General features: G+C 62.0%; 25 protein-coding genes and 1 pseudogene. 14 read left to right on the top strand and 12 right to left on the bottom strand.

Annotated features, from left to right (window positions below):
- Positions 1-128: 128 nt before the first annotated feature.
- Entirely contained in the window at positions 129-956 is an 828-nt protein-coding gene (locus NKH17_RS20330) for a helix-turn-helix transcriptional regulator (protein WP_352478970.1), read from the bottom strand.
- A gap of 86 nt (positions 957-1042) precedes the next feature.
- On the opposite strand from NKH17_RS20330, the gene NKH17_RS20325 reads away from it, so the two are divergent.
- Positions 1043-1573: a hypothetical protein gene (locus tag NKH17_RS20325; protein WP_352478971.1), complete on the top strand. Its 531-nt coding sequence runs from the start codon at positions 1043-1045 to the stop codon at positions 1571-1573.
- A gap of 74 nt (positions 1574-1647) precedes the next feature.
- A complete protein-coding gene (locus tag NKH17_RS20320) occupies positions 1648-2277 on the top strand; it encodes a MarC family protein (protein ID WP_254817370.1) in 630 nt (209 codons plus the stop codon).
- Between the two features lie 8 nt (positions 2278-2285).
- Here the strand turns inward: NKH17_RS20320 and NKH17_RS20315 are convergent, their stop codons facing one another.
- Entirely contained in the window at positions 2286-2711 is a 426-nt protein-coding gene (locus NKH17_RS20315) for an OsmC family protein (protein ID WP_352455706.1), read from the bottom strand.
- A gap of 123 nt (positions 2712-2834) precedes the next feature.
- Positions 2835-3347 carry a single-stranded DNA-binding protein gene (locus NKH17_RS20310; protein WP_023674867.1) on the bottom strand — a complete coding sequence of 171 codons (513 nt, stop codon included), beginning with the start codon at positions 3345-3347 and terminating at the stop codon, positions 2835-2837.
- A 211-nt stretch (positions 3348-3558) separates the two neighbouring features.
- On the opposite strand from NKH17_RS20310, the gene NKH17_RS20305 reads away from it, so the two are divergent.
- The 9 genes from NKH17_RS20305 (at position 3559) to NKH17_RS20265 (ending at position 11236) form a co-directional block, all read left to right on the top strand.
- Positions 3559-3948 (top strand): cupin domain-containing protein, encoded by a 390-nt coding sequence (locus NKH17_RS20305; protein WP_352478972.1) that lies wholly within the window; start codon positions 3559-3561, stop codon positions 3946-3948.
- 81 nt (positions 3949-4029) lie between these two features.
- Positions 4030-4344, top strand: coding sequence for an ArsR/SmtB family transcription factor (locus NKH17_RS20300; RefSeq protein ID WP_352478973.1), 315 nt, complete (start codon positions 4030-4032; stop codon positions 4342-4344).
- Positions 4341-4865, top strand: a complete 525-nt coding sequence (locus tag NKH17_RS20295) for an SRPBCC family protein (RefSeq protein WP_352478974.1) — start codon at positions 4341-4343, stop codon at positions 4863-4865. Before NKH17_RS20300 ends, NKH17_RS20295 begins: the two co-directional genes overlap by 4 nt.
- A 25-nt stretch (positions 4866-4890) precedes the next feature.
- The gene (locus NKH17_RS20290) at positions 4891-5496 is read left to right on the top strand and encodes an ATP-dependent Clp protease proteolytic subunit (RefSeq protein WP_254817374.1); all 606 of its coding nucleotides are present in this window, start codon (positions 4891-4893) and stop codon (positions 5494-5496) included.
- 105 nt (positions 5497-5601) lie between these two features.
- Positions 5602-5898 carry a hypothetical protein gene (locus NKH17_RS20285; protein WP_352479042.1) on the top strand — a complete coding sequence of 99 codons (297 nt, stop codon included), beginning with the start codon at positions 5602-5604 and terminating at the stop codon, positions 5896-5898.
- A gap of 704 nt (positions 5899-6602) precedes the next feature.
- Complete coding sequence (gene uvrA / locus NKH17_RS20280; RefSeq protein ID WP_352645584.1) at positions 6603-9524, top strand: excinuclease ABC subunit UvrA; 2922 nt, start codon at positions 6603-6605, stop codon at positions 9522-9524.
- Positions 9524-9934 (top strand): DUF302 domain-containing protein, encoded by a 411-nt coding sequence (locus tag NKH17_RS20275; protein WP_352645582.1) that lies wholly within the window; start codon positions 9524-9526, stop codon positions 9932-9934. The genes uvrA and NKH17_RS20275 overlap by 1 nt, the downstream gene beginning before the upstream one ends.
- Complete coding sequence (locus NKH17_RS20270) at positions 9931-10401, top strand: GNAT family N-acetyltransferase (protein ID WP_352645580.1); 471 nt, start codon at positions 9931-9933, stop codon at positions 10399-10401. Before NKH17_RS20275 ends, NKH17_RS20270 begins: the two co-directional genes overlap by 4 nt.
- A gap of 28 nt (positions 10402-10429) precedes the next feature.
- Positions 10430-11236, top strand: coding sequence for a DUF72 domain-containing protein (locus NKH17_RS20265; protein WP_352478977.1), 807 nt, complete (start codon positions 10430-10432; stop codon positions 11234-11236).
- 45 nt (positions 11237-11281) lie between these two features.
- Here NKH17_RS20265 and NKH17_RS20260 read toward each other — a convergent pair.
- The 6 genes and pseudogenes from NKH17_RS20260 to urtA form a co-directional block, all read right to left on the bottom strand.
- A pseudogene (locus NKH17_RS20260) lies at positions 11282-11481 on the bottom strand (hypothetical protein).
- A 216-nt stretch (positions 11482-11697) separates the two neighbouring features.
- The gene (urtE, locus tag NKH17_RS20255; protein WP_352899016.1) at positions 11698-12393 is read right to left on the bottom strand and encodes an urea ABC transporter ATP-binding subunit UrtE; all 696 of its coding nucleotides are present in this window, start codon (positions 12391-12393) and stop codon (positions 11698-11700) included.
- A gap of 70 nt (positions 12394-12463) precedes the next feature.
- A complete protein-coding gene (gene urtD, locus NKH17_RS20250; protein WP_352478979.1) occupies positions 12464-13210 on the bottom strand; it encodes an urea ABC transporter ATP-binding protein UrtD in 747 nt (248 codons plus the stop codon).
- Between the two features lie 7 nt (positions 13211-13217).
- The gene (gene urtC, locus NKH17_RS20245) at positions 13218-14450 is read right to left on the bottom strand and encodes an urea ABC transporter permease subunit UrtC (RefSeq protein WP_352899019.1); all 1233 of its coding nucleotides are present in this window, start codon (positions 14448-14450) and stop codon (positions 13218-13220) included.
- A complete protein-coding gene (urtB, locus tag NKH17_RS20240) occupies positions 14447-16063 on the bottom strand; it encodes an urea ABC transporter permease subunit UrtB (RefSeq protein WP_352899022.1) in 1617 nt (538 codons plus the stop codon). The genes urtC and urtB overlap by 4 nt, the downstream gene beginning before the upstream one ends.
- Positions 16064-16164: 101 nt before the next feature.
- The gene (gene urtA, locus NKH17_RS20235) at positions 16165-17475 is read right to left on the bottom strand and encodes an urea ABC transporter substrate-binding protein (RefSeq protein WP_502894309.1); all 1311 of its coding nucleotides are present in this window, start codon (positions 17473-17475) and stop codon (positions 16165-16167) included.
- Between the two features lie 301 nt (positions 17476-17776).
- On the opposite strand from urtA, the gene NKH17_RS20230 reads away from it, so the two are divergent.
- Positions 17777-18172: a hypothetical protein gene (locus NKH17_RS20230; protein WP_023674851.1), complete on the top strand. Its 396-nt coding sequence runs from the start codon at positions 17777-17779 to the stop codon at positions 18170-18172.
- Between the two features lie 50 nt (positions 18173-18222).
- Here NKH17_RS20230 and NKH17_RS20225 read toward each other — a convergent pair whose 3' ends face one another.
- Positions 18223-18933 carry a purine-nucleoside phosphorylase gene (locus NKH17_RS20225; protein ID WP_352899025.1) on the bottom strand — a complete coding sequence of 237 codons (711 nt, stop codon included), beginning with the start codon at positions 18931-18933 and terminating at the stop codon, positions 18223-18225.
- A gap of 83 nt (positions 18934-19016) precedes the next feature.
- Positions 19017-21590 (bottom strand): cell cycle histidine kinase CckA, encoded by a 2574-nt coding sequence (gene cckA, locus NKH17_RS20220; protein WP_352899028.1) that lies wholly within the window; start codon positions 21588-21590, stop codon positions 19017-19019.
- Positions 21591-21780: 190 nt separating this feature from the next.
- Here cckA and NKH17_RS20215 point away from each other — a divergent pair, with 190 nt between their 5' ends.
- Entirely contained in the window at positions 21781-22539 is a 759-nt protein-coding gene (locus NKH17_RS20215; protein WP_352899031.1) for a hypothetical protein, read from the top strand.
- Positions 22540-22620: 81 nt separating this feature from the next.
- On the opposite strand, the gene dksA is transcribed toward NKH17_RS20215, so the two are convergent.
- Entirely contained in the window at positions 22621-23037 is a 417-nt protein-coding gene (gene dksA / locus NKH17_RS20210; protein ID WP_023674847.1) for an RNA polymerase-binding protein DksA, read from the bottom strand.
- A gap of 262 nt (positions 23038-23299) precedes the next feature.
- Between dksA and NKH17_RS20205 the strand changes: the two genes are divergently transcribed.
- Positions 23300-23803: a SixA phosphatase family protein gene (locus NKH17_RS20205; protein WP_352899034.1), complete on the top strand. Its 504-nt coding sequence runs from the start codon at positions 23300-23302 to the stop codon at positions 23801-23803.
- The last annotated feature ends 23 nt before the right edge of the window (positions 23804-23826 follow it).

Raw genomic sequence — 23826 nt, 5'->3', positions numbered from 1 at the left:
GGAATCACTTGGTGCTTATATAGGAAGCCGGCCCGAAACTCCAACAATCGCGGCAGTTTTCCAATGTGGTTTTTAGCGGCAAATTCAAAAGGATACACCAATTGCGACGATATGGCCGTGGCACCCGTTCACCGGCGTCGCCGGCGGGCGCGATAAGTACCCGGCGCCTCGCCCATCAGCCGCCGGAAACGGCGGTTGAAGGTTGATAGATCGTTGAATCCCGCCGCAAAGGCGATCGCCGAAATTGTGTTATCTGACGTCCGCAGCCGCACGGCTGCCCTGTGCAGCCGCGTTCTCAGCAGGAATTGGTAGGGCGTCATACCGGCAACGTGCCGGAAGGTGCGCAGGAAATGGTAAGGGCTTGTGGCGGTCTCGTCGGCGAGTTCGGCAAGCGAGATCGGCCGGTCGGCATCGACTTCAATGCGCCGCACCGCTTCGGCAACACGCTTCTGGTCACGGCGGCTCGGCGTCCGTCCCCGATCCGTTGCGCTGCAAGCCGCTGTTACCGCGGCACCGGCAATGCGCAGGGCGAGTTCCTCGAACGCGCCGGTGTCGGCCATCTCGCGCGCCGCCTCCGCTTCGGCGAGCAGCGGCACCAGCGCCGGCAAGGGCGGCAGGTGCGGCGTGCTGAAATCGAACGTCTTGGCGCCCGGCACGTCGGCGACGATCCGCTCCATGCAGGCCGGTCCGAAATGGAAGGAGAGGCAGCGGTCGCCGGCGCCATGCTCGTGCCCGCACTCGTAGCATGTGCCGGGATTGCCGAGCAGGAGCGCGCCCGGCGCCAGCATCGCCGTGCCCTGGCGGGCACGATAGCGGAAGGTGCCGCTGGTTACGGCAGCAACGCAGAAATCCCGATGCTCCTCCTCGAATGGCCTGTCAGCGGCGCTGGCGGTGCAGATGACATCCGACACCTGCCAGCCTCGGCCCGACGCCAGCCTATGCGCGCTCGTCGTCATCGCCCAAACATAGCAATTTTTCCCAAGCGCAGAACCCCTGCCGGCCTCTATGCTTGTCGGTCTCCTGACAAGATGAGAGCGAAGCCATGTCCAATTCCTTTGCCAAGGCCCTGCACAGCGATGGGCCCACACCGGCCCTTGCCGAGAAACTGAACCTTTACGGCCGCTTCGTCGGCGCCTGGACGTTCGACGCCACGCGCCATCTCGAAGACGGTCAGGTGCTGACCGGGCGCGGCGAGGTGCATTTCGGCTGGGTGCTTGAAGGCCGCGCGATCCAGGACGTATGGATCCTGCCAGCTCGTGACGCTGGTTCCTCCCCTTCGCTCGGCAAATGGACCTTCTATGGCACGACGTTGCGCGTCTATGACCCAGGCGTCGACGCCTGGCACATCTTCTGGAGCGACCCGCGCAACCAGTATTACAGCCGCCAGCTGGGCCGCGTCGAAGGCGACACGATCGTCCAATTAGGCGCAGACGGCACCGGCCCTTCGGTACGCTGGAGCTTTTCCCGGATCACCGGAGATTCCTTCCGCTGGCTGGGCGAGCGTTCGTATGACGACGGCGCCACCTGGCGTCTCGAAGTCGAGTTTCTGGCGCGCCGCACCGCCAGCCCCTGATCCGCACGGTTTCCACTGGCTTCGCTTTGCTCTACCAATCCCGCTAACCGGCGTTGCCGGCGGGGAGGGTCAGCATGCCGAGCTTCGACAGCCTGTTCAACGCCTTCGTCACCATACTGGTGACGATCGATCCGCCCGGCCTCGCGCCGCTCTTCCTTGCCGTGACCCGCGGCATGAACCGCGAGGAGCGCAACCAGGTCTCCGTGCGCGCCTCGATCATCGCTTTCCTGGTGATGGCATTGTTCGCAATCGCCGGCGCGTCGATCCTGTCGGTCTTCGGCATCACCCTGCCGGCCTTCCGCGTCGCCGGCGGCTTTCTGCTGTTCTTCATCGCCTTCGAAATGGTGTTCGAGCGCCGGCAGGACCGTAAGGAGAAGATCGGCGACGTCGCCATCACCAGGGACATGATCCACAACATCGCCGCCTTTCCGCTGGCGATCCCGCTGATTGCGGGTCCCGGCGCGATTTCGGCGACCGTCCTGCTCTCAAGCTCGTTTCAGGGTTTTGGCGCGCAGACAGCCCTTGTCGGCATCATCGCCATCTGCCTCGTCATCACCTACCTGGTGTTCGTGCTGTCAGAGCGCATCGACCGTATTCTCGGCCAAACCGGCCGTTCGATCCTGACACGGCTGCTCGGCGTCATCCTGGCGGCGCTCGCCATACAGTTCGTCGCCGACGGCATCAAGGCGCTGATGGCGACCTAGGAACTGCCCTACTTCGCTGTCGTTTCAATGACTTCGAAGTCATGGGTAATCTCGGCAGTCTTGGCCATCATTGCCGAGGCCGAGCAGTATTTCTCGATCGAAAGCCCGATCGCCCGCTTCACCTTGTCGTGTGACAGCGCCCGGCCCTTGACGACAAAATGCATGTGAATGCGGGTGAACACCCTGGGATCGGCTTCTGCACGGTCGGCATCGAGTTCGACCACGCAATCTTCGACCGCCTCGCGCCCCTTTTCGAGGATATGGACCACGTCATAGGCCGAGCAGCCTCCGGTGCCGATCAGCACCAGTTCCATTGGGCTCGGCCCCGGCGTCTTGCCCTCCGGCCCGAACGCCGTGCCTAGCACCAGCTTGTGCCCACTGGCGGACTCGCCAACAAAAGTGCGCTCCTCCACCCATTTGACCCTTGCTTTCACTTGATACGTCCTTTCACCGCTCAAACGCATAACGTCCCGAAAATCCAAGACCGATTTTCGGGACGCCATTTCGTGGCCAAGGTGCTGGCGCTTTTCGCCGCAAGGGCAGTCCGCCCCGAGAAATCAGAACGGGATTTCGTCGTCCAGCTCGCGCGATGAACCGCCGCCGCCGCCCTTGTTGGCGCCACCGCGATTGAAACTTTCGCCCGGGCCTGACTGGCCGAAATCGGAACCGCGGCTCGCACCACCACCGGCATAGTTGCCGACCTGGCCGCCGCCCTCGCCCCGTGCGTCGAGCATCTGCAGCTCGCCGCGGAATTTCTGCAACACAACCTCAGTCGTATAGCGGTCATTGCCGGTCTGGTCCTGCCATTTGCGCGTCTGCAGCTGGCCCTCGACATAGACCTTCATGCCTTTCTTCAGATACTGCTCGGCCACCTTGGCGATCTGGTCGTTGAAAATCACGACATTGTGCCACTCGGTCTTTTCCTTGCGCTCTCCAGATGTTTTGTCGCGCCAGCTTTCCGACGTCGCGATGCGGATATTGACGACCGGGTCACCCGAATTCAGGCGGCGGATTTCAGGGTCCGCACCGAGGTTGCCCACCAGAATGACCTTGTTGACGCTACCCGCCATGATACTTCTCCGCGCTCATCCGAAACCAGATTTTCTGTCGCTGCACCTTACAGACTATGGATAATCCCTGCCTGCTGTGGCTGCCTTTTCCCACAAGGTTTTTTGTTCTCTTTTCGTTCTAGGTTAAAGGTCCTGCACTGTCAATAGATGTCAGTAACAGGTAGTGTCTTGGCGTCGAACTTCCACGAACCCGGAGATCGAGGCGAACTCAATGAAGATGGTCGAGCATGACGATCAGCCGCAAGAAGAATGGCGGACGGGAGTAAAGACCCGCATGCATGTCTCGGCCTGCAACGGCGCAACTCAACTTTGCATATTTGAACAATGGGTCGAACCTGCGGTTGGCGCCCCGACACATTGGCACCCGGTCGAGGAAGTGCTTACCGTCATCGCCGGCAGGGCCGAGATGTGGATCGATGACGAGCATCTCGTCTTGACTGCCGGACAGTCGCTTGTTGTTGCCGCGCACAGGCAACATGGCTTCCGAAACGTCGGCTCCGAACTGCTTCATATTCATGCCGTGCTCGCGTCACCAGTTTTTGAGGCAACGTTTAACGGATCTCCAGACATGGTGAGACGCTGGCTTCCGACGCGTTTGTAAAATCTCGCTCGTCGCAAAAAACACTGCCTGTCTTAAAAACGCGACTTGCCAAACCGATAAGTATCGACTTATGCTTTTGGAATGATCGAAGCAGAGATTTTTCGGGCACTGGCCGATCCAACGCGTCGCGCCGTCTATGAGCGGCTCGCCGACGGCGAGATGACGGTATCGGAACTCCGTAATGGCATGCCGGTTTCGCAGCCGGCGGTATCGCAGCATCTCGCGGTGCTGCGAGGTGCCGGCCTCGTGGTCGAACGCCGGGCCGGCCGCAATGCCTATTATCGCGCCGATCCGAACGGGCTTGCGCCGCTGCTCGGCTGGATCGAACGCTACCGCGCGTTCTGGCCAGAGCGCATCGAAAGGCTCAAGACGGTTTTGAAGGACATGGACCAATGACCAGCCGAGGCAAAGAACGCGCGGAAATGGCGGCAGACAAGATCGAGTTCGAGTGCGAGTTGGCCGAGCCGCCGGAAAAAGTGTGGCGGGCGCTGACAGTGCCGGACCTGCTCGCGGCCTGGATGATGCCAAACGACATTGAACCAAAGGTCGGCAACCGCTTTGCCTTTAAAGCGCCGGCTGCGCCGATCGAGTGCGAAATCCTCGACGCGGATCCCGGACGGCTGCTGCGCTATTCCTGGCGGGAGCGGCCGGCGCCCGGCGATACGCAGGTGCCGCCCGACAGCCCGGTGGGCAGCCCAATGAACGATAGCCCAGTGGACAGCATCGTCACCTTTACGCTCGACCGCACCGTTTCCGGCGGCACGCATCTGCGCATCGTCCATGATGGTTTTGCTCGGGCAGCAGTGCCGGAGATCGCGATCGCAGGCGCCGGTTGCCGACTTTCGTTTGAAGCGCGCACTCCCAAGTACAAGCAGAACGCCGCAAACACCCCGCGCCTCTTTATGCGCGCGGCCTGAACGACGACAGTCAAAGGAGATAACGATGAGCGGCCTTGCCAATTTGGTGCCGATGGTGATCGAGCAGTCGAGCCGCGGCGAACGTGCCTTCGACATATTTTCGCGGCTGCTGCGCGAGCGCATCGTCTTCATCAACGGGCCGATCGACGACGGCACCTCGGCGCTGGTCTGCGCCCAGCTTCTGTCGCTGGAATCCGACAATCCCGACAAGGAGGTCTCGCTCTACATCAACTCGCCGGGTGGCGTGGTGACCAGCGGTTTCGCCATCTACGATACGATGCAGTATATCAGCTGCCCGGTCTCCACCGTTTGTATGGGCTTCGCCGCCTCGATGGCCTCGTTTCTCCTGATGGCGGGCACGCCAGGGCGGCGTATCGCGCTACCCAACACCAGCATCGTGCTGCATCAGCCTCTCGGCGGTTTCCAGGGCCAAGCCTCCGATATCCAGCGCCATGCCGAGGGCATCCTTCGCACCAAGCGGCGCATGACCGATCTCTACGCCCACCATTGCGGCCGCACCTACGAAGAAGTGGAACGCACGCTCGACCGCGACTTTTTCATGACCGCCCAGGAGGCCAAGGATTGGGGACTCGTCGACCATGTTTTCGACACTCGCAAGCAGGCCGCATGAACGAGCCGGGCCGGCGGACGCAACCGAGGCGGTTGAGCGCCCGCAATTTCAGCGCCATCGATCTGGTCTTGCCGCCATCACGGCACTATGCACTATAGTGCGGCGATGACCGCCAGCCGTTCATCCAGCCTGTTGTGCCTTGCTATCGCTACTGTGGCCGGCACGAACATGCTGGTGGACATGGCATTTGCCCAAGATAATTCGACGTCTTCGCAAAAGGGCGCCCTGCCCGGCGTGACCAGCGACTATCGCATCGCCGAGCCAGGGCCGCAGCCTGAGCCCGACGACGCGGTTCCAAGCAGCGGCAACGGCACGTTCAAGATCGGCGATACCGACGTTCGGATTTCCGGCAGCATAACCATCGATGTCGCTACCGGCGGAATCAGACCCCCCAGCCGGTAAGTTCGCCTGGTATGCACCACAATGTGCGCTTCAAACGAACAGCCCCGTCATTGCTTGTGCAATTGACGGGGCTTCTTGGATCTAAAATCCAAATTGCCGGGAGTGTACTGCCGGCTTTTTATTTCGGATGCTTCGCGGCGTTCAGCCGACGATCCGACTAGCAGTCTCTGATTGTTGTGGGGATCGGCAGGTCAACGTTGGCAGGTAGCGCAAAACGCCTGGCCTAGCCACTTATACCTGCCGCGGCTCCAGCGACACGTGGAGCCTCAAGGAACTGTCCGGTGGAGTCATGCCTCTGCTCTCCTTCTGTTCGTTGCGACTGTCGTCGAAGCGCTCATCGCATAACCCGCGGCGTCTCGCAGGCTAGCCCCAGGCCGCGAGGCCATCGAAAGACGGCCGGCTTCGTTGACGTTTGGAGTCTGCCCCCGTGACAGATGGACGTCAACCTTGAATGGCCGATTACCGAAAAATGTGATCGCGAGACGCTTTGTGAACCCCGGGTGAACCCAGCCGCACGGGCAGCTTTTGTCAGGAGCGTGTTCGGCCTTTGTTCTTTCCGCTTGCCCGTTCGCGCGAAAGGCGGTTAAACGCTTTGGTCGAGAGTTGTGGCGTCTCTCGAAAAGGCGGCGAAATTACCTACATAGGGGATGGTCGGGAAAACCCGCCCATCCCACGAATTCCAGATTCTGAGGCGGCGACCGGCGATGGCCGACCATAAATATCTCTCCATTCGCGGGGCACGCGAACACAATCTGAAGAATGTCGATCTCGACCTGCCGCGTGACAGCCTGATCGTCATGACCGGGCTGTCGGGGTCAGGCAAGTCGTCGCTTGCCTTCGACACGATCTATGCCGAGGGCCAGCGCCGCTATGTCGAGAGCCTTTCGGCCTATGCACGACAATTCCTCGAAATGATGCAGAAGCCGGACGTCGACCAGATCGACGGCCTGTCGCCAGCCATCTCCATCGAGCAGAAGACCACCTCGAAGAACCCACGTTCGACTGTCGGCACCGTCACCGAGATCTACGATTATATGCGGCTTTTGTTCGCCCGCGTCGGTGTACCTTATTCGCCGGCCACCGGCCTGCCGATCGAGAGCCAGACGGTCTCGCAGATGGTCGACCGGGTGCTTGCAGTCGAGGAAGGCACCCGGCTGTTCATCCTGGCGCCGATGGTGCGCGGCCGCAAAGGCGAGTACCGCAAGGAACTGCTGGAGCTGCAGAAGAAGGGTTTTCAGCGCGTCAAGGTCGATGGCGTCTTCTACGAGATCGCCGACGTGCCGGCGCTGGACAAGAAGTACAAGCATGACATCGACGTTGTCGTCGACCGCATCGTCGTGCGCGGCGATCTGGCGACGCGGCTCGCCGATTCCATCGAGACCGCGCTGAAACTTGCAGACGGACTGGCGGTAGCGGAATTTGCCGACAGGCCGCTCGATGCCAGCCAGACCGGCGAGGATTCGGTCAACAAATCGAAGAACGAGACGCATGAACGCATGCTGTTCTCGGAAAAGTTCGCCTGCCCGGTATCCGGTTTCACCATTCCCGAGATCGAGCCCAGGCTGTTCTCCTTCAATAATCCGTTCGGCGCCTGCCCGACCTGCGATGGGCTCGGCAGCCAACGCGCGATCGATGCCAGCCTGGTCGTGCCCGACGAGAATGTCTCGCTGCGCGCCGGCGCCGTCAGCCCTTGGGCGAAATCGACGTCGCCCTATTATGCGCAAACGCTGGAAGCGCTGGGCGTTGCCTACGGCTTCAAGCTCGGCGACAAGTTCAAGGATCTGAGCGAAGAGGCAAAGCAAGCCATCCTGCACGGCACCGGCGAGCGCGAAATCACCTTCCACTACGATGACGGCCTGCGCTCCTACAAGACGACCAAGACCTTCGAGGGCGTCATCCCCAACCTCGAGCGCCGCTGGAAGGAAACCGAATCCGCCTGGATGCGCGAGGAGATCGAGCGCTTCATGTCGGCCACGCCCTGCCCGGCCTGCCGCGGCTATCGGCTGAAGCCCGAGGCGCTCGCGGTCAAGATCGCCGGCAAGCACATTGGCGAGGTCACCGAGCTGTCGATCCGCAAGGCCGACCAGTGGTTCACCGATCTGCCCGCTTCGCTCAACGACAAGCAGAACGAGATTGCGGTGCGCGTGCTCAAGGAAATCCGCGAGCGGCTGCGCTTCCTCAACGATGTCGGGCTCGATTATCTGACGCTGTCGCGCAACTCCGGCACGCTGTCAGGCGGCGAGAGCCAGCGCATCCGTCTTGCCTCGCAGATCGGCTCCGGCCTGACCGGCGTACTTTACGTGCTGGACGAGCCGTCGATCGGTCTGCACCAGCGCGACAATGCCCGCCTGCTCGATACGCTGAAGCATCTGCGCGACATCGGCAACACAGTGATTGTCGTCGAGCATGACGAGGACGCCATCCTGCACGCCGACTATGTCGTCGATATCGGCCCGGCCGCCGGCATTCATGGCGGCCACATCATCGCTCAGGGCACGCCGCAGCAGATCATGGCGACGCCCGCTTCGATCACCGGCAAATATCTGTCGGGCGAGCTCGAAGTGGCGACGCCGGCAGTGCGGCGCGAGGCCAAGAAGAACCGCCGGCTGAAGGTCGTCGGCGCGCGCGGCAACAATCTGAAGAACGTCACCGCCGAAATCCCGCTCGGCACGTTTACCGCCGTCACCGGCGTGTCCGGCGGCGGCAAGTCGACCTTCCTGATCGAGACCCTGTTCAAGGCGGCGTCGCGCCGCATCATGGGCTCGCGCGAGCATCCGGCCGAGCACGACCGCATCGAGGGGCTGGAATTCCTCGACAAGGTCATCGACATCGACCAGTCGCCGATCGGGCGCACCCCGCGCTCCAACCCCGCCACCTATACCGGCGCCTTCACGCCGATCCGCGACTGGTTCGCCGGCTTGCCGGAGGCCAAGGCGCGCGGCTACCAGCCGGGCCGCTTCTCGTTCAACGTCAAGGGCGGCCGCTGCGAGGCCTGCCAGGGCGACGGCGTCATCAAAATCGAGATGCACTTCCTGCCCGACGTCTACGTCACCTGCGACGTCTGCCACGGCAAGCGTTACAACCGCGAAACACTGGACGTCCTTTTCAAGGGCAAGTCGATCGCCGACGTTCTCGACATGACGGTCGAGGAAGGCGTCGATTTCTTCGCCGCCGTGCCAGGCGTGCGCGACAAGCTGGAGACGCTGAAACGGGTCGGCCTCGGCTACATCCATGTTGGCCAGCAGGCAACGACCTTGTCGGGCGGCGAGGCGCAGCGCATCAAGCTTGCCAAGGAACTGTCGCGCAAGGCGACCGGCAAGACGCTCTACATTCTCGATGAGCCAACCACCGGCCTGCATTTCCACGACGTCGCCAAGTTGCTTGAAGTGCTGCACGAGCTGGTCGACCAGGGCAACACGGTCGTCGTCATCGAGCACAATCTAGAGGTGATCAAGACCGCTGACTGGGTTCTCGATCTTGGCCCCGAAGGTGGTGACGGCGGCGGCGAGCTGGTGGCGTCCGGCACGCCGGAGGACATCGTCCGCGAAAAACGCAGCTATACCGGGCAGTTCCTGAGGGAATTGCTGGAGCGGCGCCCCGGAGGCAAGCGCGAAGCGGCGGAGTGATGGCAAAGAACGGTCTCATCACGGTCCAAAGCCGCTTCGGCGTGACCGAAACCATCGATCGCCTGGTCGAAACTGTCGAACGTGCAGGATTGCTGGTCTTCGCCCGCATTGATCACGCCGCTGGTGCGCGCAGCGTCGAAACATCACTGCGTCCAACCCAGCTCCTGATTTTCGGCAATCCGAAAGGCGGTACGCCACTGATGCAGGACCGGCAGCTTGCCGGCATCGATCTGCCGGTCAAGGCACTGGCTTGGGAGGACGAGCAAGGCGAGGTCTGGCTCTCCTACAATGACGCGCACTGGCTCGCTGAGCGCCACGGCTTGGGCGACGCCAGTCGCAATGCCGTCGCTGCGATCGCCGACGGCATGGACAAGGTGATTGCGGCCGCTGCCGGCGCGGGCCAGTTTTGATGATGAGAGCCGCTCGGGCCGATGATCTCCCCACGGTGATTTCGCTCACCACCGACGCCTACGCGCCCTACACTGCCCTGTTCGGAGCGCCGCCGATCCCAGTCACCGAGGACTATGCGCCGCGCATCCAACGCGGCGAGGTCTGGCTTTTGGAGCAGAACGGACAGCCGGCCGGCTTGATCGTTCTCGAACGACATGCGGACCATACAATGATCTTCAGCGTTGCCGTTGCGCCAGCCTTTCAGGGCAAGGGTTTCGGCATCGGGCTGCTCGACTGGGCCGAGCAACAGACGCGCTTGTGGAGCTTGCCTGAGATCCGACTCTACACCAATGCCAGAATGGAACGGAACGTTTCGTTGTATAAGGCCTACGGCTTTCGCGAAACGGGTCGCCGGCCCAATCCATATCGGCCAGGATGGACGGTCGTCGACATGGCGAAAGCCGTCGAGACGACCGCCATCGCGTGATCCTTTTCTGCAAACCGGGAGGACGACCATGACTCAATCAGGAACAATCCGCGCCGGCATGGGCGGCTGGACCTTCGAGCCGTGGGACACGTCCTTCTACCCGGACAAATTGTCGAAGGCCAAGCAACTGCATTATGCCAGCCGGCAGGTGCCCACTATAGAGGTCAACGGCACCTATTATTCGAGCTTCAAGGAGCCGACCTTCGTCAAATGGGCCAACGAGGCGCCGGATGGTTTCGTCTATTCGCTGAAGGGCAACCGCTTCGTCACCAACCGCCGCGTGCTCGGCGAGGCCGGGGAATCGATCATGCGCTTCCTCGGGTCGGGCGTCGCGGCACTTGGCGACAAGCTCGGGCCGATCCTGTGGCAGTTCGCGCCGACCAAGAAATTCGACCCGGACGATTTCGAGGCCTTCCTCAAGCTGTTGCCGGAAAAGCAGGACGGCGTTGCGCTGCGCCACGCGGTCGAGGTGCGTAACGACAGCTTCGTCGTGCCGGAGTTCGCCGCCTTGGCGCGAAAGCACAAGGCCGCCATCGTCTATGCCGACCACGCCAAATATCCTGGGATTGCCGACGTTACCGGCGATTTCATCTATGCGCGGCTGCAGACCGGCAGCGACGACAATCCCGATTGCTACACGCCAAAGGCGCTCGACGAATGGGCGGCGCGCGCAAAAACCTGGGCGGAAGGCAAGGTGCCGGCCGACCTGTCGCGTGCCGATCCTTCAACCGACGCGCCGGTCAAGCCACGCGATGTGTTCGTCTACTTCATCACAGAGGGCAAGGTCCGCGCTCCATTCGGCGCCATCGCGCTGATGAAGCGGGTCGCAGGCTGACGCCCCGCTGTCGGTGGTCCGCGTGGCTTGGTCCTAAACTACCGGCTATGCGGCGCGTTCGTCCGGACGCCGATCAACCCTGACGATCTCGTTAAAGGCATCGAGATCGACATAGAAGACCTTGGTGATCTCCGCGATGAGTTCGTCGTGGTCATACCCCTGCGATTTCAGAATGTTGATGGCTGTCAGGATGTCGACGCGCTCGTGAGCCGTCGTTTCTGGTAGTCCTCGACATAGCACTCCATTGACTGGCCCTGGCTCCCAAGCACCCGAAATGTTGGACGACAACAGATCGCTCGAAGGGAAGGGCTTGCGCGCAAGCGTGCCGACGCATCCGCGCCTTCCCCTGATCTGCCAAGTTGAAACTGGTACGGAAAGCGGCCGACTCACCAAGGCCAAGCAAAATCTAGCACGCAATCTGCAGCGCGCCAGAGTTGCAAAGTAATAGAATCAATAAGAATTCAGACGGTCAGGAATTTGCGGACGTCCGCCCGGTCGAGATCCTCGGCCGGGCCAGTATGAACGATCTGGCCACGGTCCATGATGTTGACCTCGTCGGCCAATTCCCGGCAGAAATCGAGATACTGTTCGACCAGGAGCACGGCGATGCCGGCCTGGTCGCGCAGATAGCGAATGGCGCGGCCGATGTCCTTGATGATCGACGGCTGGATGCCTTCGGTCGGCTCGTCGAGCACCAGCAGTTTAGGCCGCATCACCAGTGCCCTACCGATGGCAAGCTGCTGCTGCTGGCCACCGGAAAGATCACCGCCTCGGCGCGCGAGCATCTGCTTCAGCACCGGAAACAATTCGAAGACGTGACCGGGAATGTTGCGATCGGCGCGCTTCAACGGCGCAAAACCCGATTCGAGGTTTTCCCGCACCGTAAGCAGCGGAAATATCTCCCTGCCCTGCGGCACGAATGCGATGCCCGACCGGGCGCGATCATACGCCGCGCTCCGGTCGAGCGCCTTCCCCTCGAAGGCAACGCTTCCGCTCGTCAGCCGGTGATGGCCGACGATCGATCTCATCAAACTGGTCTTGCCGACGCCGTTGCGGCCGAGCACGCAGGTGATCTTGCCGGCGGCGGCTGTCAGCGAGACACCGCGCAGCGCCTGAGCGGCGCCGTAATGCAGCGTGGCATTGGAGACTTCGAGCATGGTCAGCGCTTTCTCCAACGCGTGAAGAACGAAAGGTCGAAATGATGGAACGGAACGCGCCAGACCATGATCATCTCCCCAGGTAGACTTCGACGACGCGCTCGTCGGCCGAAACGAAGTCGAGGCTGCCCTCGGAAAGCACCGAGCCTTCGTGCAGGCAGGTAACCTTGACGCCGAGCTCGCGCACGAAATGCATGTCGTGCTCGACGACGATGACCGAATGGTCGCGCGCGATATCCCTGAGCAGCCGCGCGGTTTCCTCGGTCTCGGCGTCGGTCATGCCGGCAACCGGTTCGTCGACCAGCAGCAGCAGCGGATCCTGCGCCAGAAGCATGCCGATCTCGAGCCATTGCTTTTGGCCGTGGCTCAGATTGGCGGCGAGTTCGTCGCGCTTGTCGCCAAGCCGGATGATGCCGAGGATGTCGTCGATCTGCCGCACTTCCGCGGCCGAGCGACGATGGAACAGTGCCGGGAAGATCGAGCGCGGGCCTTTCAGCGCCAGCATCAGATTGTCCTCGATCGTGTGGCTTTCGAAGACGGTCGGCTTCTGGAATTTACGGCCGATGCCCATCATGGCGATTTCGGCCTCGTCGTGTTTGGTCAGGTCGACCTCACCGTTGAAGAAAACCTCGCCCGCATCGGGCCGCGTCTTGCCGGTGACGATGTCCATCATCGTCGTCTTTCCGGCGCCGTTGGGGCCGATGATCGCCCGCATCTCGCCTTTGTCGAGCACCAGCGAAAGGTTGTTGATGGCGCGAAACCCATCAAAGGAAACCGAGACGCCGTCGAGATAGAGGATGGTGTTGCTCTTCGACATCAGACCATCACTCCGCCGGCTGCGGTTCGGCGCTGGAGGCCGACCAGTCGCCCGGCCTTCTCGCCGCCGAACGGTCGGTTTTCGGCGGCATCGGCGCATCGGGATCGATCCCGGCTTCCTCGGCAACCGAGGCCGCCCGCAACGCCTTGGCGTTGCCGCGCCAGGAGTCCCACATGCCGATGATGCCCTTGGGCAGGAACAGCGTGACGGCGACAAACAGTCCGCCCAGCGCAAACAACCAGAATTCCGGCAGCACGCCGGTGAACCAGGATTTACCGGCATTGACCAAAAGCGCGCCGATGATCGGCCCGACGATGGTGCCGCGCCCGCCGACGGCCGCCCACACCACCACCTCGATCGAATTGGACGGCTCGAATTCGCCAGGGTTGATGATGCCGACCTGCGGTACGTAGAGCGCACCGGCGATGCCGGCCATCACCGCCGACACGGTAAAGGCAAACAGTTTGACGTTCTCCGCCCGCCAGCCGAGAAACCGCGTGCGGCTTTCGGCGTCGCGCACCGCCATCAAAAGCTTGCCGTATTTGGAACCGACGATTGCCCAGGTGACGAAGACGGCGAGCGCCAGCATGACGGCGCTAGCCGCGAACAGCGCCGAGCGTGTCATGTCGGCCTGCACGTTGACGCCTAGAATATCCTTGAAGTCGGTCAGGCCGTTATTGCCGCCGAAACCCATGTCGTTTCGGAAAAAGGCAAGCAGCAGCGCATAGGTCATCGCCTGGGTGATGATCGACAGGTAGACGCCGGTGACGCGGCTGCGGAAGGCAAACCAGCCGAAGACGAAGGCGAGCAGGCCGGGTACCGCAAGCACCATGATCGCGGCAAACCAGAAATGGTCGAAACCGTACCAGAACCACGGCAGTTCCTTGTAGTTCAGGAACACCATGAAGTCCGGCAGCAGCGGATTGCCGTAGACGCCGCGTGAGCCGATCTGGCGCATCAGATACATGCCCATCGCATAGCCGCCGAGCGCGAAGAAGGCGCCGTGGCCGAGCGAGAGGATGCCGCAATAGCCCCAGACGAGATCGAGGGCCAAGGCGAGCAGTGCATAGCAGAGATATTTGCCGGTGAGCGCGACGATATAGGACGGCACGTAAAACGCACTTGTCGGGGAGACCGCAAGATTGAGCAGCGGCACGACGATTGCAACCGCCAGCAGGATGAAGATGGTGATGGCGACGCGGCGGTCGGCGCCGGCGGCAAAGAAGCGTCGCGTGATCATGCTTCCACCGACCTGCCCTTGAGCGCGAACAGACCGCGCGGGCGTTTCTGGATGAACAGGATGATCAGCACCAGGACGACGATCTTGCCGAGCACCGCTCCGGCATAGGGTTCGAGGAATTTGTTGACAATGCCGAGCGAGAAGGCGCCGACCAGCGTGCCCCAGAGATTGCCGACGCCGCCGAAGACGACGACCATGAAGCTGTCGATGATGTAGCCGCGGCCGAGATTGGGCGAGACATTGTCGATCTGGCTGAGCGCGACACCGGCGATGCCGGCAATGCCGGACCCCAATGCAAAGGTCAGGGCATCGACCCACGGCGTCCTGATGCCCATAGAGGCGGCCATGCGGCGATTGGCGGTGACGGCACGCATCTGCAGCCCCCAGGGCGTGCGTTTCATCACGTAAAGCAGCACAGCGAAGACGCCGAGCGCAAAAGCCAGGATCCAGAGCCGGTTCCAGGTGACCGAAAGCTGGCCGATCGCGAACGAACCTGACATCCAGGATGGGTTGCCGACCTCCTGGTTGGTCGGCCCGAAGATGGTGCGCACCGCCTGCTGCAGGATCAGCGAGACACCCCATGTCGCCAGCAGGGTCTCCAGCGGCCGGCCATAGAGGAAGCGGATCAGCCCGCGCTCGATGACAAGGCCGACGAGCGCCGCCACCAGGAAGGCCAGCGGCAGTGCGATGACCAGCGACCAGTCGAACAGGCCGGGAAAGGAATTGCGGATAACCGCCTGCACGACGAAGGTCGTGTAGGCGCCCAGCATGACCATCTCGCCATGCGCCATGTTGATGACGCCCATGACGCCGAAAGTGATGGCAAGGCCGATCGCCGCCAGCAGCAGCACCGATCCGAGCGATATGCCGTACCAGATATTCTGGCCGGCATCCCACAGCGCCAGCGTCGAATTGATGTTGGATATCGCCGCCGTCGCCGCGTCCTTCACAGCACCTTCGGAACTGGTCTCCACCGACGTGAGCAGCGACACCGCATCCCGGTCGCCGCGCGCACCGATGAGCGCTATCGCCGCCAGTTTGTCGGCCTCCGGCCTGTCGGAAACGAGAACCGATGCGGCACGGGCCTGTTCGAGCAGCGCCTTGACGCCTGCCGCGCTCTCATTGGCGATCGCGGTGTCGAGCGGCTCGATGTTTGCCGCGTCCGGCGTCTTGAACATGGTGTCGGCGGCGGCAATGCGCACCGTCGGTTCCTTGGAGCCCAGCGTCAGCGTGCCCAGCGCGTCGCGGATGACGCGGCGCAGCGTGTTGTTGACCTTGATCTTTGTGATGTCGGCCTTGGCTGCTTCGCCAGACTTTTCGCCGGTGAGCGCATCGAGCAGTTCGATACTGTCGCCGCTCTCCTTGCCGACAAAGACTACTGAATCGGCCTTGCGGACGTAAAGGCTGCCCTCCGCAAGCGCGGCAAGCGGCCGTTCGACGGCTGTGTCGCCGGTTGCCGCAAGCTCGCGCACGACGGCTTCGATCGCTGAAAAATTGGAGGCGGTGGCGAGTTTGGCGACGACCGCGCGCAGATCGGATTCGCTAGCGTTCGACGGCAGCAGCATTCCCAGAAGGAGGAGCAGCATCAGGCCAATCGCGCGGATCAGGATCATTGGTTTCTGGTGGCTCTTGGAGGTTGAATGTCGCCTCCGGGCAGGCTGGAGGACGAGCCCGCCCGGAGGCTTTTGCGGTCTGGGAGGACAGACCGGGAGGATCAGTTGGTTCCCTTGCCGCCGCATTTGCCTGTGGCGACATTGAAGTTGCCGCAGGACAGAGGCGCGCGCCAATCGGAGATCAGGTCCTTGGAGTCAGGCAGGTAGTCAGACCACTCGTCGCCCATCACCAGGCCCGGCGTCTGCGAGACGGTTTCGAACTGGCCGTCGGCCTGGATTTCGCCGATCAGCACCGGCTTGGTGATGTGATGGTTCGGCATCATGGTTGAATAACCGCCGGTCAGGTTCGGCACCGAGACGCCGACCATGGCGTCGATGACCTTGTCCGGATCGGTGGTGCCGGCCTTCTCGACCGCCTTCACCCACATGTTGAAGCCGATATAGTGGGCTTCCATCGGATCGTTGGTGGTGCGCTTGTCGTTCTTGATGAACTTGTGCCAGTCGGCGATGAACTTCGCGTTCTCGGGCGTATCGACGCTTTCGAAATAGTTCCAGGCGGCGAGATGGCCGACCAGCGGCGCAGTGTCCAGACCGGCAAGCTCTTCCTCGCCAACCGAGAAGGCCATGACCGGGATGTCCTCGGCCTTGATGCCCTGGTTGCCGAGCTCCTTGTAGAACGGCACGTTGGCGTCGCCATTGACGGTCGAGACGACGGCGGTCTTCTTGCCGGCCGAGCCGAACTTCTTGATCGCCGAAACTTCGGTCTGCCAGTCGGAGAAGCCGAACGGCGTGTAGTTGACCATGATGTCTTCGGCGGCAACGCCCTTCGCCTTCAGATAGGCCTCGAGGATCTTGTTGGTGGTGCGCGGGTAGACGTAGTCGGTGCCTTCGAGCACCCAGCGCTTCACCGAACCGCCATCCTCGCTCATCAGATAATCGACGGCCGGAATGGCCTGCTGGTTCGGCGCCGCACCGGTGTAGAACACGTTGCGCTCGCTTTCCTCACCCTCATACTGGACCGGGTAGAACAGGATGTTGTCGAGCTCGCTGAACACCGGCAGCACCGATTTGCGCGACACCGAGGTCCAGCAGCCGAACACCGCGGCGACCTTGTCCTTCGAGATCAGCTCGCGCGCCTTTTCGGCGAACAGCGGCCAGTTGGAAGCCGGATCGACGACCACCGCCTCGAGCTTCTTGCCGAGCAGGCCGCCCTTGGCATTCTGCTCTTCGATGAGCATCAGCATGGCGTCCTTCAGCGTTGTCTCCGAGATCGCCATGGTTCCCGACAGCGAATGGAGGATGCCGACCTTGATGGTGTCGTCGGCCGCCTTGGCGGGAACGCTCATCAGCAGGCCGGCGGTGACCACGCCGGCCGAAAACATTTTTGCTATTGTCGAGAAACTGCCCCTCATACTTTTGAACTCCCAAGCTGGTTAACTGCATCGGAACAGACCATGCAACGGCTGTGCCAATCACCGGAGCAAGGTCGGAGGATTTGAGATTTCCCAGCTCTGTCAGTCGGTTAATGTATTAGCTGCAGGAGATGAACCTCGCCTGCTATGTTCGAAACGAGAAAGGATCACCCATATCAGCCTAAGTTTTACTCACATATAGGCCAATGCCTGAATTTTGAGCAGCATCATCTGAGCGCTGGCGAGGATTGCAGCGCCGCAGCGAAATGGGCAAGTTTGAACCCCCTTAACGAGCGATCAAATGGCTTTCAGAGCTTCTTGCATTTTCACCGCCATGCTTCTGCTGGCGGCGACGACCGTAGCGCGCGCCGGCTTCAGCGACGGGAAGCTGCCGGACGGCTCCTATCATTGCGAAGTTTATCTGCTTGGCATGTTCCTCAGCCTCGGCGACATCACCATCAAGGGAAACGTCTATAGCGGTCCTGTGAGCTTCGGCATCGCGCCGCAGAGCTACAATTACCAGATGGATGCAGACGGCGTGATCACCTGGCTAGGTCCGCTGGGTGGCTATACCAGTGGCGGCAACTCGATCTCGCTTACGCAGGCGACGCTGGAAAGCGGAACCACCCCGTCCTTCGACATCATCATGAAGCAGCCAGACGGCGCCTTTACCGCCTCGACCTGCACGAAGCGTTGAAAAAAGTACGGAATCTGGCGAGGTTCCGTACTCCGAAGCACAAAAGCCGCCTAGCTCTCCGCCGCCAGATCGAGCGCCAGCCGGGTCATATCGGTGAAAAGCCCCTGGCGTTCGGAATAGTCGGTCTGCTCGCCGGTTGCCACGTTGTCGACGACGGTCAGGATCGACAGCGCCCGAGCGCCGAAATCGGCCGCAATGCGGTAGAGTGCGCTGGTTTCCATGTCCACGGCGAGCGCGCCCTGTGCCTGTGCTTCGGCAAAGCGTTCGCGCCCCAGCGGATGATAGAAAATATCGCTGCAAATGGTCAGCCCGGCCCGATGGTCGATGCCGAGTTCTGAAGCTCGGGCCAATGCCTGGGTCAACAATGCCGGATCGGGGCCGGCATCGGCACGATAGAGCCCAAAAACCTGGCCGCTCTCCGCATTTTCGCCACGCACCGATTGCGCGATCACCAGGCTGCGCAGCGCCATCTCGGCGGTCAGGCCACCGCAGGTACCAGTGCGGATCAGTGTTTTCGCACCATAGAAGTCCAGCAGCTCATACACATAGACCAGGAACGAAGAGACGCCGATGCCGGTGGATTGGATGCTGACAGGTTTGCCGCGAAACAGCCCGGTAAAGCCAAGCGCGCCGCGGCGGCGGTTGACGCAATGCGGCGCTTCCAGAAAGGTCTCCGCCATCCATTCAGCGCGCTGCGGGTCGCCCGGCAGCAGCACCGTGCTTGCGTAGTCGCCTTTGCTAGCTTCGTTGTGTGGCGTCACGGCATGCTTTCCAAAACCCGTCGCCCGTTTCGCCTGCAATCATGGCAGTCTCACGACATTGCGCAAGCGGAGCGTTGGAAGGGTCAGGATTCCAGCATGTCCTTTACGATCGTGGCCAATTGCTTGAGCGAAAACGGCTTCGGCAAGAAGCCGAAATGCGCGTCGGCCGGCAAGTTCTTGGCGAACGCGTCTTCGGCATAGCCGGACACGAAGATGAACTTGATGTCGGGCTGCCGTTTGCGCAATTCGCCAAGCAGCGTCGGGCCGTCCATTTCCGGCATCACCACGTCCGACACCACGACGTCGACCTTGCCGCCGAGCGCTTCATAGACCTCAAGCGCCTCGACGCCGGACGACGCCTCGTGGACAGTGTAGCCGCGCGATTTCAGCGCCCGCATGCCGCCCATGCGCACGGCGTCCTCGTCCTCAACCAGCAGCACCGTGGCCGAGCCCGACAGGTCCTTGGCTGAGTCGGCGATCTTGGCAGGTGCGGCCGGCGCCTCTCCAGGCTCGCCCGCCTTCCTTGCCTCCGCAATGTGCCGCGGCAGGAAGATGCGGAACACGGATCCCTTGCCGACTTCGGAATCGCAGAAGATGAAGCCGCCTGTCTGCTTGATGATGCCATAGACCATGGACAGGCCGAGGCCAGTTCCCTTGCCAACCTCCTTTGTCGTGAAGAAGGGCTCGAAGATCTTTTTCAGCACATCAGGCGCGATGCCGCTGCCGCTGTCCTCGACCTCGACCAGCACATAGTCGGCCGGAGTAAGTTCGCGATAGGAAAAGGTCTTGCATTCCCCGGCGCTGACGTTGCGGGTACGTACGGTGAGTTCGCCGCCGGCCGGCATCGCGTCGCGTGCATTGACCGCCAGATTGACCACCACTTGCTCGAATTGCCCGATATCGACCCTGACCGGCCACAGGTCGCGGCCATGGTCGATCTTGAGCTTGATGTCGTTGCCGACCAGCCGGGCAAGCAGCATCCTTAGATCGGCGAGCACGTCGGTCAGGTTGAGCACCTCCGGCCGCAGCGTCTGCTTGCGCGAGAAGGCCAGCAACTGCCGCACCAGCGAGGCCGCCCGGTTGGCGTTCTGCTTGATGTTCATGATGTCCGGGAATGACGGATCGGACGGCCGGTGGTTGGTCAGCAGCAGGTCCGAGGCCATGATGATGGCGGTCAGCACATTGTTGAAGTCATGCGCGATGCCGCCGGCGAGTTGGCCGACCGCCTGCATTTTCTGGCTCTGCGCCATCTGGCCCTCGAGGGCCTTTTGCTCGGTGGTCTCGACGGCATAGACGATGGCCGATTCCTCGGCGCCCTCGCCGCCGGTGCCGTCAGCGACCGCATTGACGTAGAAGCGTATGTGGCGCTCCTCATTGCCGGGCAGCACCGTATCGATCGGCTCGATGTCAGCCTGTTGCTGGCGTGCCTTTTCAAAGGCCGCGGCGAAAGCCGGCCGGTCGCGCTCGTGGATCACCGTATCCAGCCGCACACGCCGATCGACCGCGTCGCGGTCGACGACCGAGGAAAACAGCGACAGGAACGGCGCATTGGTGCGCAGGATGCGGCCGGCATGGTCGACGCCGGCTATCGCCATCGGCGTCGAGTTGAAGAACCGCGTGAAGCGTATTTCCGATGCACGGAGGTCGGCCGAAGCGTCCTCGCCTTGCGTCCGGTTGAGCACGATGGTGCGAGTCGGGCCGTTGAGCCCCTCTCGGCTGGCCGAGACACGATGCATGAAGCGCACCGGCAGCGCCTCGCCGGTCATCGTCGTCAGATCGAGGTCGATAACGGCATTGCGCGTGGTACCAGCGTCGGCCTTGACCGAACGGACCAGCGCCATGCCGTCGCCGGCGACGATCTCCGGCAGCGTGATGGCGCCGGGAGTGAAGCTGGCCAGGTCGATGCCCAGCCACTCCGCAAGGGTCGCGTTGATATAGGTGACGCGGCCTTCCTGGTCGGCCGAAAAGAAACCGGCCGGCGCGTGATCGAGGTGATCGATCGCCTTTTGCAGGTCGAGAAAGAACCGCTCCTGCTCGGCCCGTTCCTGCGAGATATCGGCAAGCTGCCAGGCAAGCATCGGCAGCCGCTGGCCTGGAACGCTGAACGCGCGGGCCCGGACGCGGTACCAGCGCGCGCCCGGTTCGGCGCCTGGCCGAATGGACTGCGCAAGCCGAAACTCGCCGTCGCCCGGCTGGCCGTCGCGCAGGCCCGACGCCAGCCGGTATATGGTCACCGAGGCCTCGGGAACGTCTGAAAGCAAACCTTCGACCGTCTTGATGTCGGCGGCCGACTCGGCACCCGTCATATCGGCATAGGTCCGGTTGGCGTAGATGATACGGCCTTTGGTGTCGGTGACCAGGAGACCTTGTGACATCGAATCGACGAAAGCTTTCGACAGTTCGTCACTTGTCGAGCGCGGCGTGATATGCACGAAGCCGATCGCAGTGGCGAATAGAAAGCCGACGCCGATCATCGCCAGCACGCCAAGCATGCCGAGGAGGAATGGATCGCCAAGTCGCTCTCGGAAAAGGCCGAAGACGATCGCTGCCCCTGTCAGGACGACGATGAAAACGATGAGCCGGGTGACCGCGCCCGGTCGCGTGTTCTGGTCGACGATAGGTACCGGATAGAAATCGCCGCGCGCTTCCTTGGCCATGTGCCCCCTGCTCGTGAATTCCGGTGTCGGTTGAATCATATTCTCAGGGTCGGGAAAAGGCCCGGCGGCAGATGTCCGCTAAAAAGGCTCCCGGTTTCGAGCTGTTCACGAAGCGTGAAAGGCAACTTGCGGTGGCCTGCCGCAACAGTCTAGTGTCGCCTCTCTTCGAAAGCTGATTTTGGGGGAACCAATGCTGCAATGGCTGGATGGCGTGGCGGGTCCTGGTTATGCCGCAGCAATCCTATGGACGTTTGCAGTACTTGTCCTGCTGCTCATCATTCTTCTTATCATCAGGCTGGTCCGCAGCCTGACATTCGGAACATTCGTCGCCGGCGGCAGGAACCGCAAGACGCGGCTGGCTGTCATGGATGCCACAGCGGTCGACAGTCACCGGCGGCTGGTGCTGGTGCGCCGCGACGATATCGAGCACCTGCTCTTGATCGGTGGTCCGACCGACGTCGTCGTCGAGCGCGACATCAGACTCTCGGCGCTGCGCCGCCCGGCCTTGACCGGAGACAGCAGCCACCAGCCGGCAGCAAGGCCAGCTCAGACCACAGCCGCGCCCGCGAGGCAAGCGCCGCCGCAGCCGGCAAGCGCGGCCGCACCCCCTGTCCGAGCTCGCCAGACGGCGACGATGCCAGCAACAATGCCGGCGCCTATGCCGGCGCCGAAACCGGCATCGAACGTCACACCGTTGCCAAGTTATGGATCCGTCAATGCCAATGCCTCGCGGCATGCGCCGCAGCCGGCAAGACAGGACTCCCCGGCAAGATACGAGCCGCCGGCACAGCATGAGTCGATCGACGATGCGCTAATGAAGGAGCTGGAGGTTTCCCTCGACGAGCCACGCTTCAGCCAAACGGCGAGCAAGCCGGTGGCGAAGGTATCGCCCTCTCTCGACGACGAGATGACGAAGCTCCTCGGCGAGTTGTCCAATCAGAAAAGATAGGGCGATAGCGAACGGCCAATGAAAATGGCCGGAAACCGGCCATTTCGAACGCTTTACCGATGCCGTGTTTTTCCCGCCGGCTCAGTCGTCGCGGTAGACCTTCTCGCGCCGCTCGTGGCGCTCCTGTGCCTCGATCGACAAGGTGGCGATCGGGCGCGCGTCGAGCCGCTTCAGCGCGATCGGCTCGCCCGTCTCCTCGCAATAACCGTAAGTGCCTTCGTCAAGGCGCTGGAGGGCGGAATCGATCTTGGAGATCAGTTTTCGCTGGCGATCGCGGGCGCGAAGTTCGATGGCGCGGTCGGTTTCGGAGGAGGCGCGATCGGCGAGGTCGGGGTGGTTAGCGTTTTCCTGCTGCAGGATTTCGAGAGTTTCGCGCGCTTCGCGCAAGATGTCGTTCTTCCAGGTGACGAGCTTCATGCGAAAGTAGGATTTCTGCCGCTCGTTCATGAACGGCTCGTCTTCGGAGGGTACGTAATCGGCGGTAACGATGTCGTTCATTCGACTCACCCAACAAACCCCAAATTTGGCGCCTATATATTCGCGGACCGAAAACTGCACAAGCGCAATCGACGACAGTTTCACGCATTTGTTTATGTGGGACAAACCGACATTGGCGACATCATTCGCATGAACGGCACGCCCGAATTCGCGCATGATTCATTATGCTTGAGGGGGCATCGGCATTGCGCGCGAAGCGCTTCTGATGGCTAATTCCTGCGGCCGCATTTGACCGGTCGGTACCCGACATATCGGGGGTTCCGTGACCAGACTTTACCTGCTGAGGCATGCGAAGGCCGGCTGGGCGCTGCCTGGCGTGACTGACTTCGACCGCCCGCTCGATGCATCCGGCTTCGCCGATGCCGAAGCGATGGGCGTGCTGATGCGTTCCCGCAAATACGCACCGGCCCTCACCCTGTGCTCAAGCGCCAAGCGCGCCCGTCAGACGCTGGAAAGCTTGGCTGGCCATACCGACACGGGCCGGGTGCTGTTCTGTGACACCCTCTACAGCGACGATGCCGCCGCATACCTCACTGCCATCCGGCAGAATGGCGGGCTGGATGCCTTGCTCGCCATCGGCCACAATCCGATGATTGAGGATCTCGCCATGGCGCTGTCGGGCGACGGCAACGAGACCGCGCGGGCCATGCTGAACCACGGCTTCCCGACCTCCGCACTTGCCGTGGTCCGGTTCAACGGCGGACTTGCCGAGGCTGCGCCAGGCACCGGCTATCTCGAAGCCTTCCTGACGCCTGCGGATATCTGAGGCCATTTCAAAGCCGCGCATCA

Source organism: Mesorhizobium sp. M1334 (assembly GCF_040317995.1).
In the GTDB taxonomy this organism is placed as follows: domain Bacteria; phylum Pseudomonadota; class Alphaproteobacteria; order Rhizobiales; family Rhizobiaceae; genus Mesorhizobium.
Note: the sequence above shows the minus strand (reverse complement) of the source record. Positions and strands in the feature narration are given on the sequence as shown.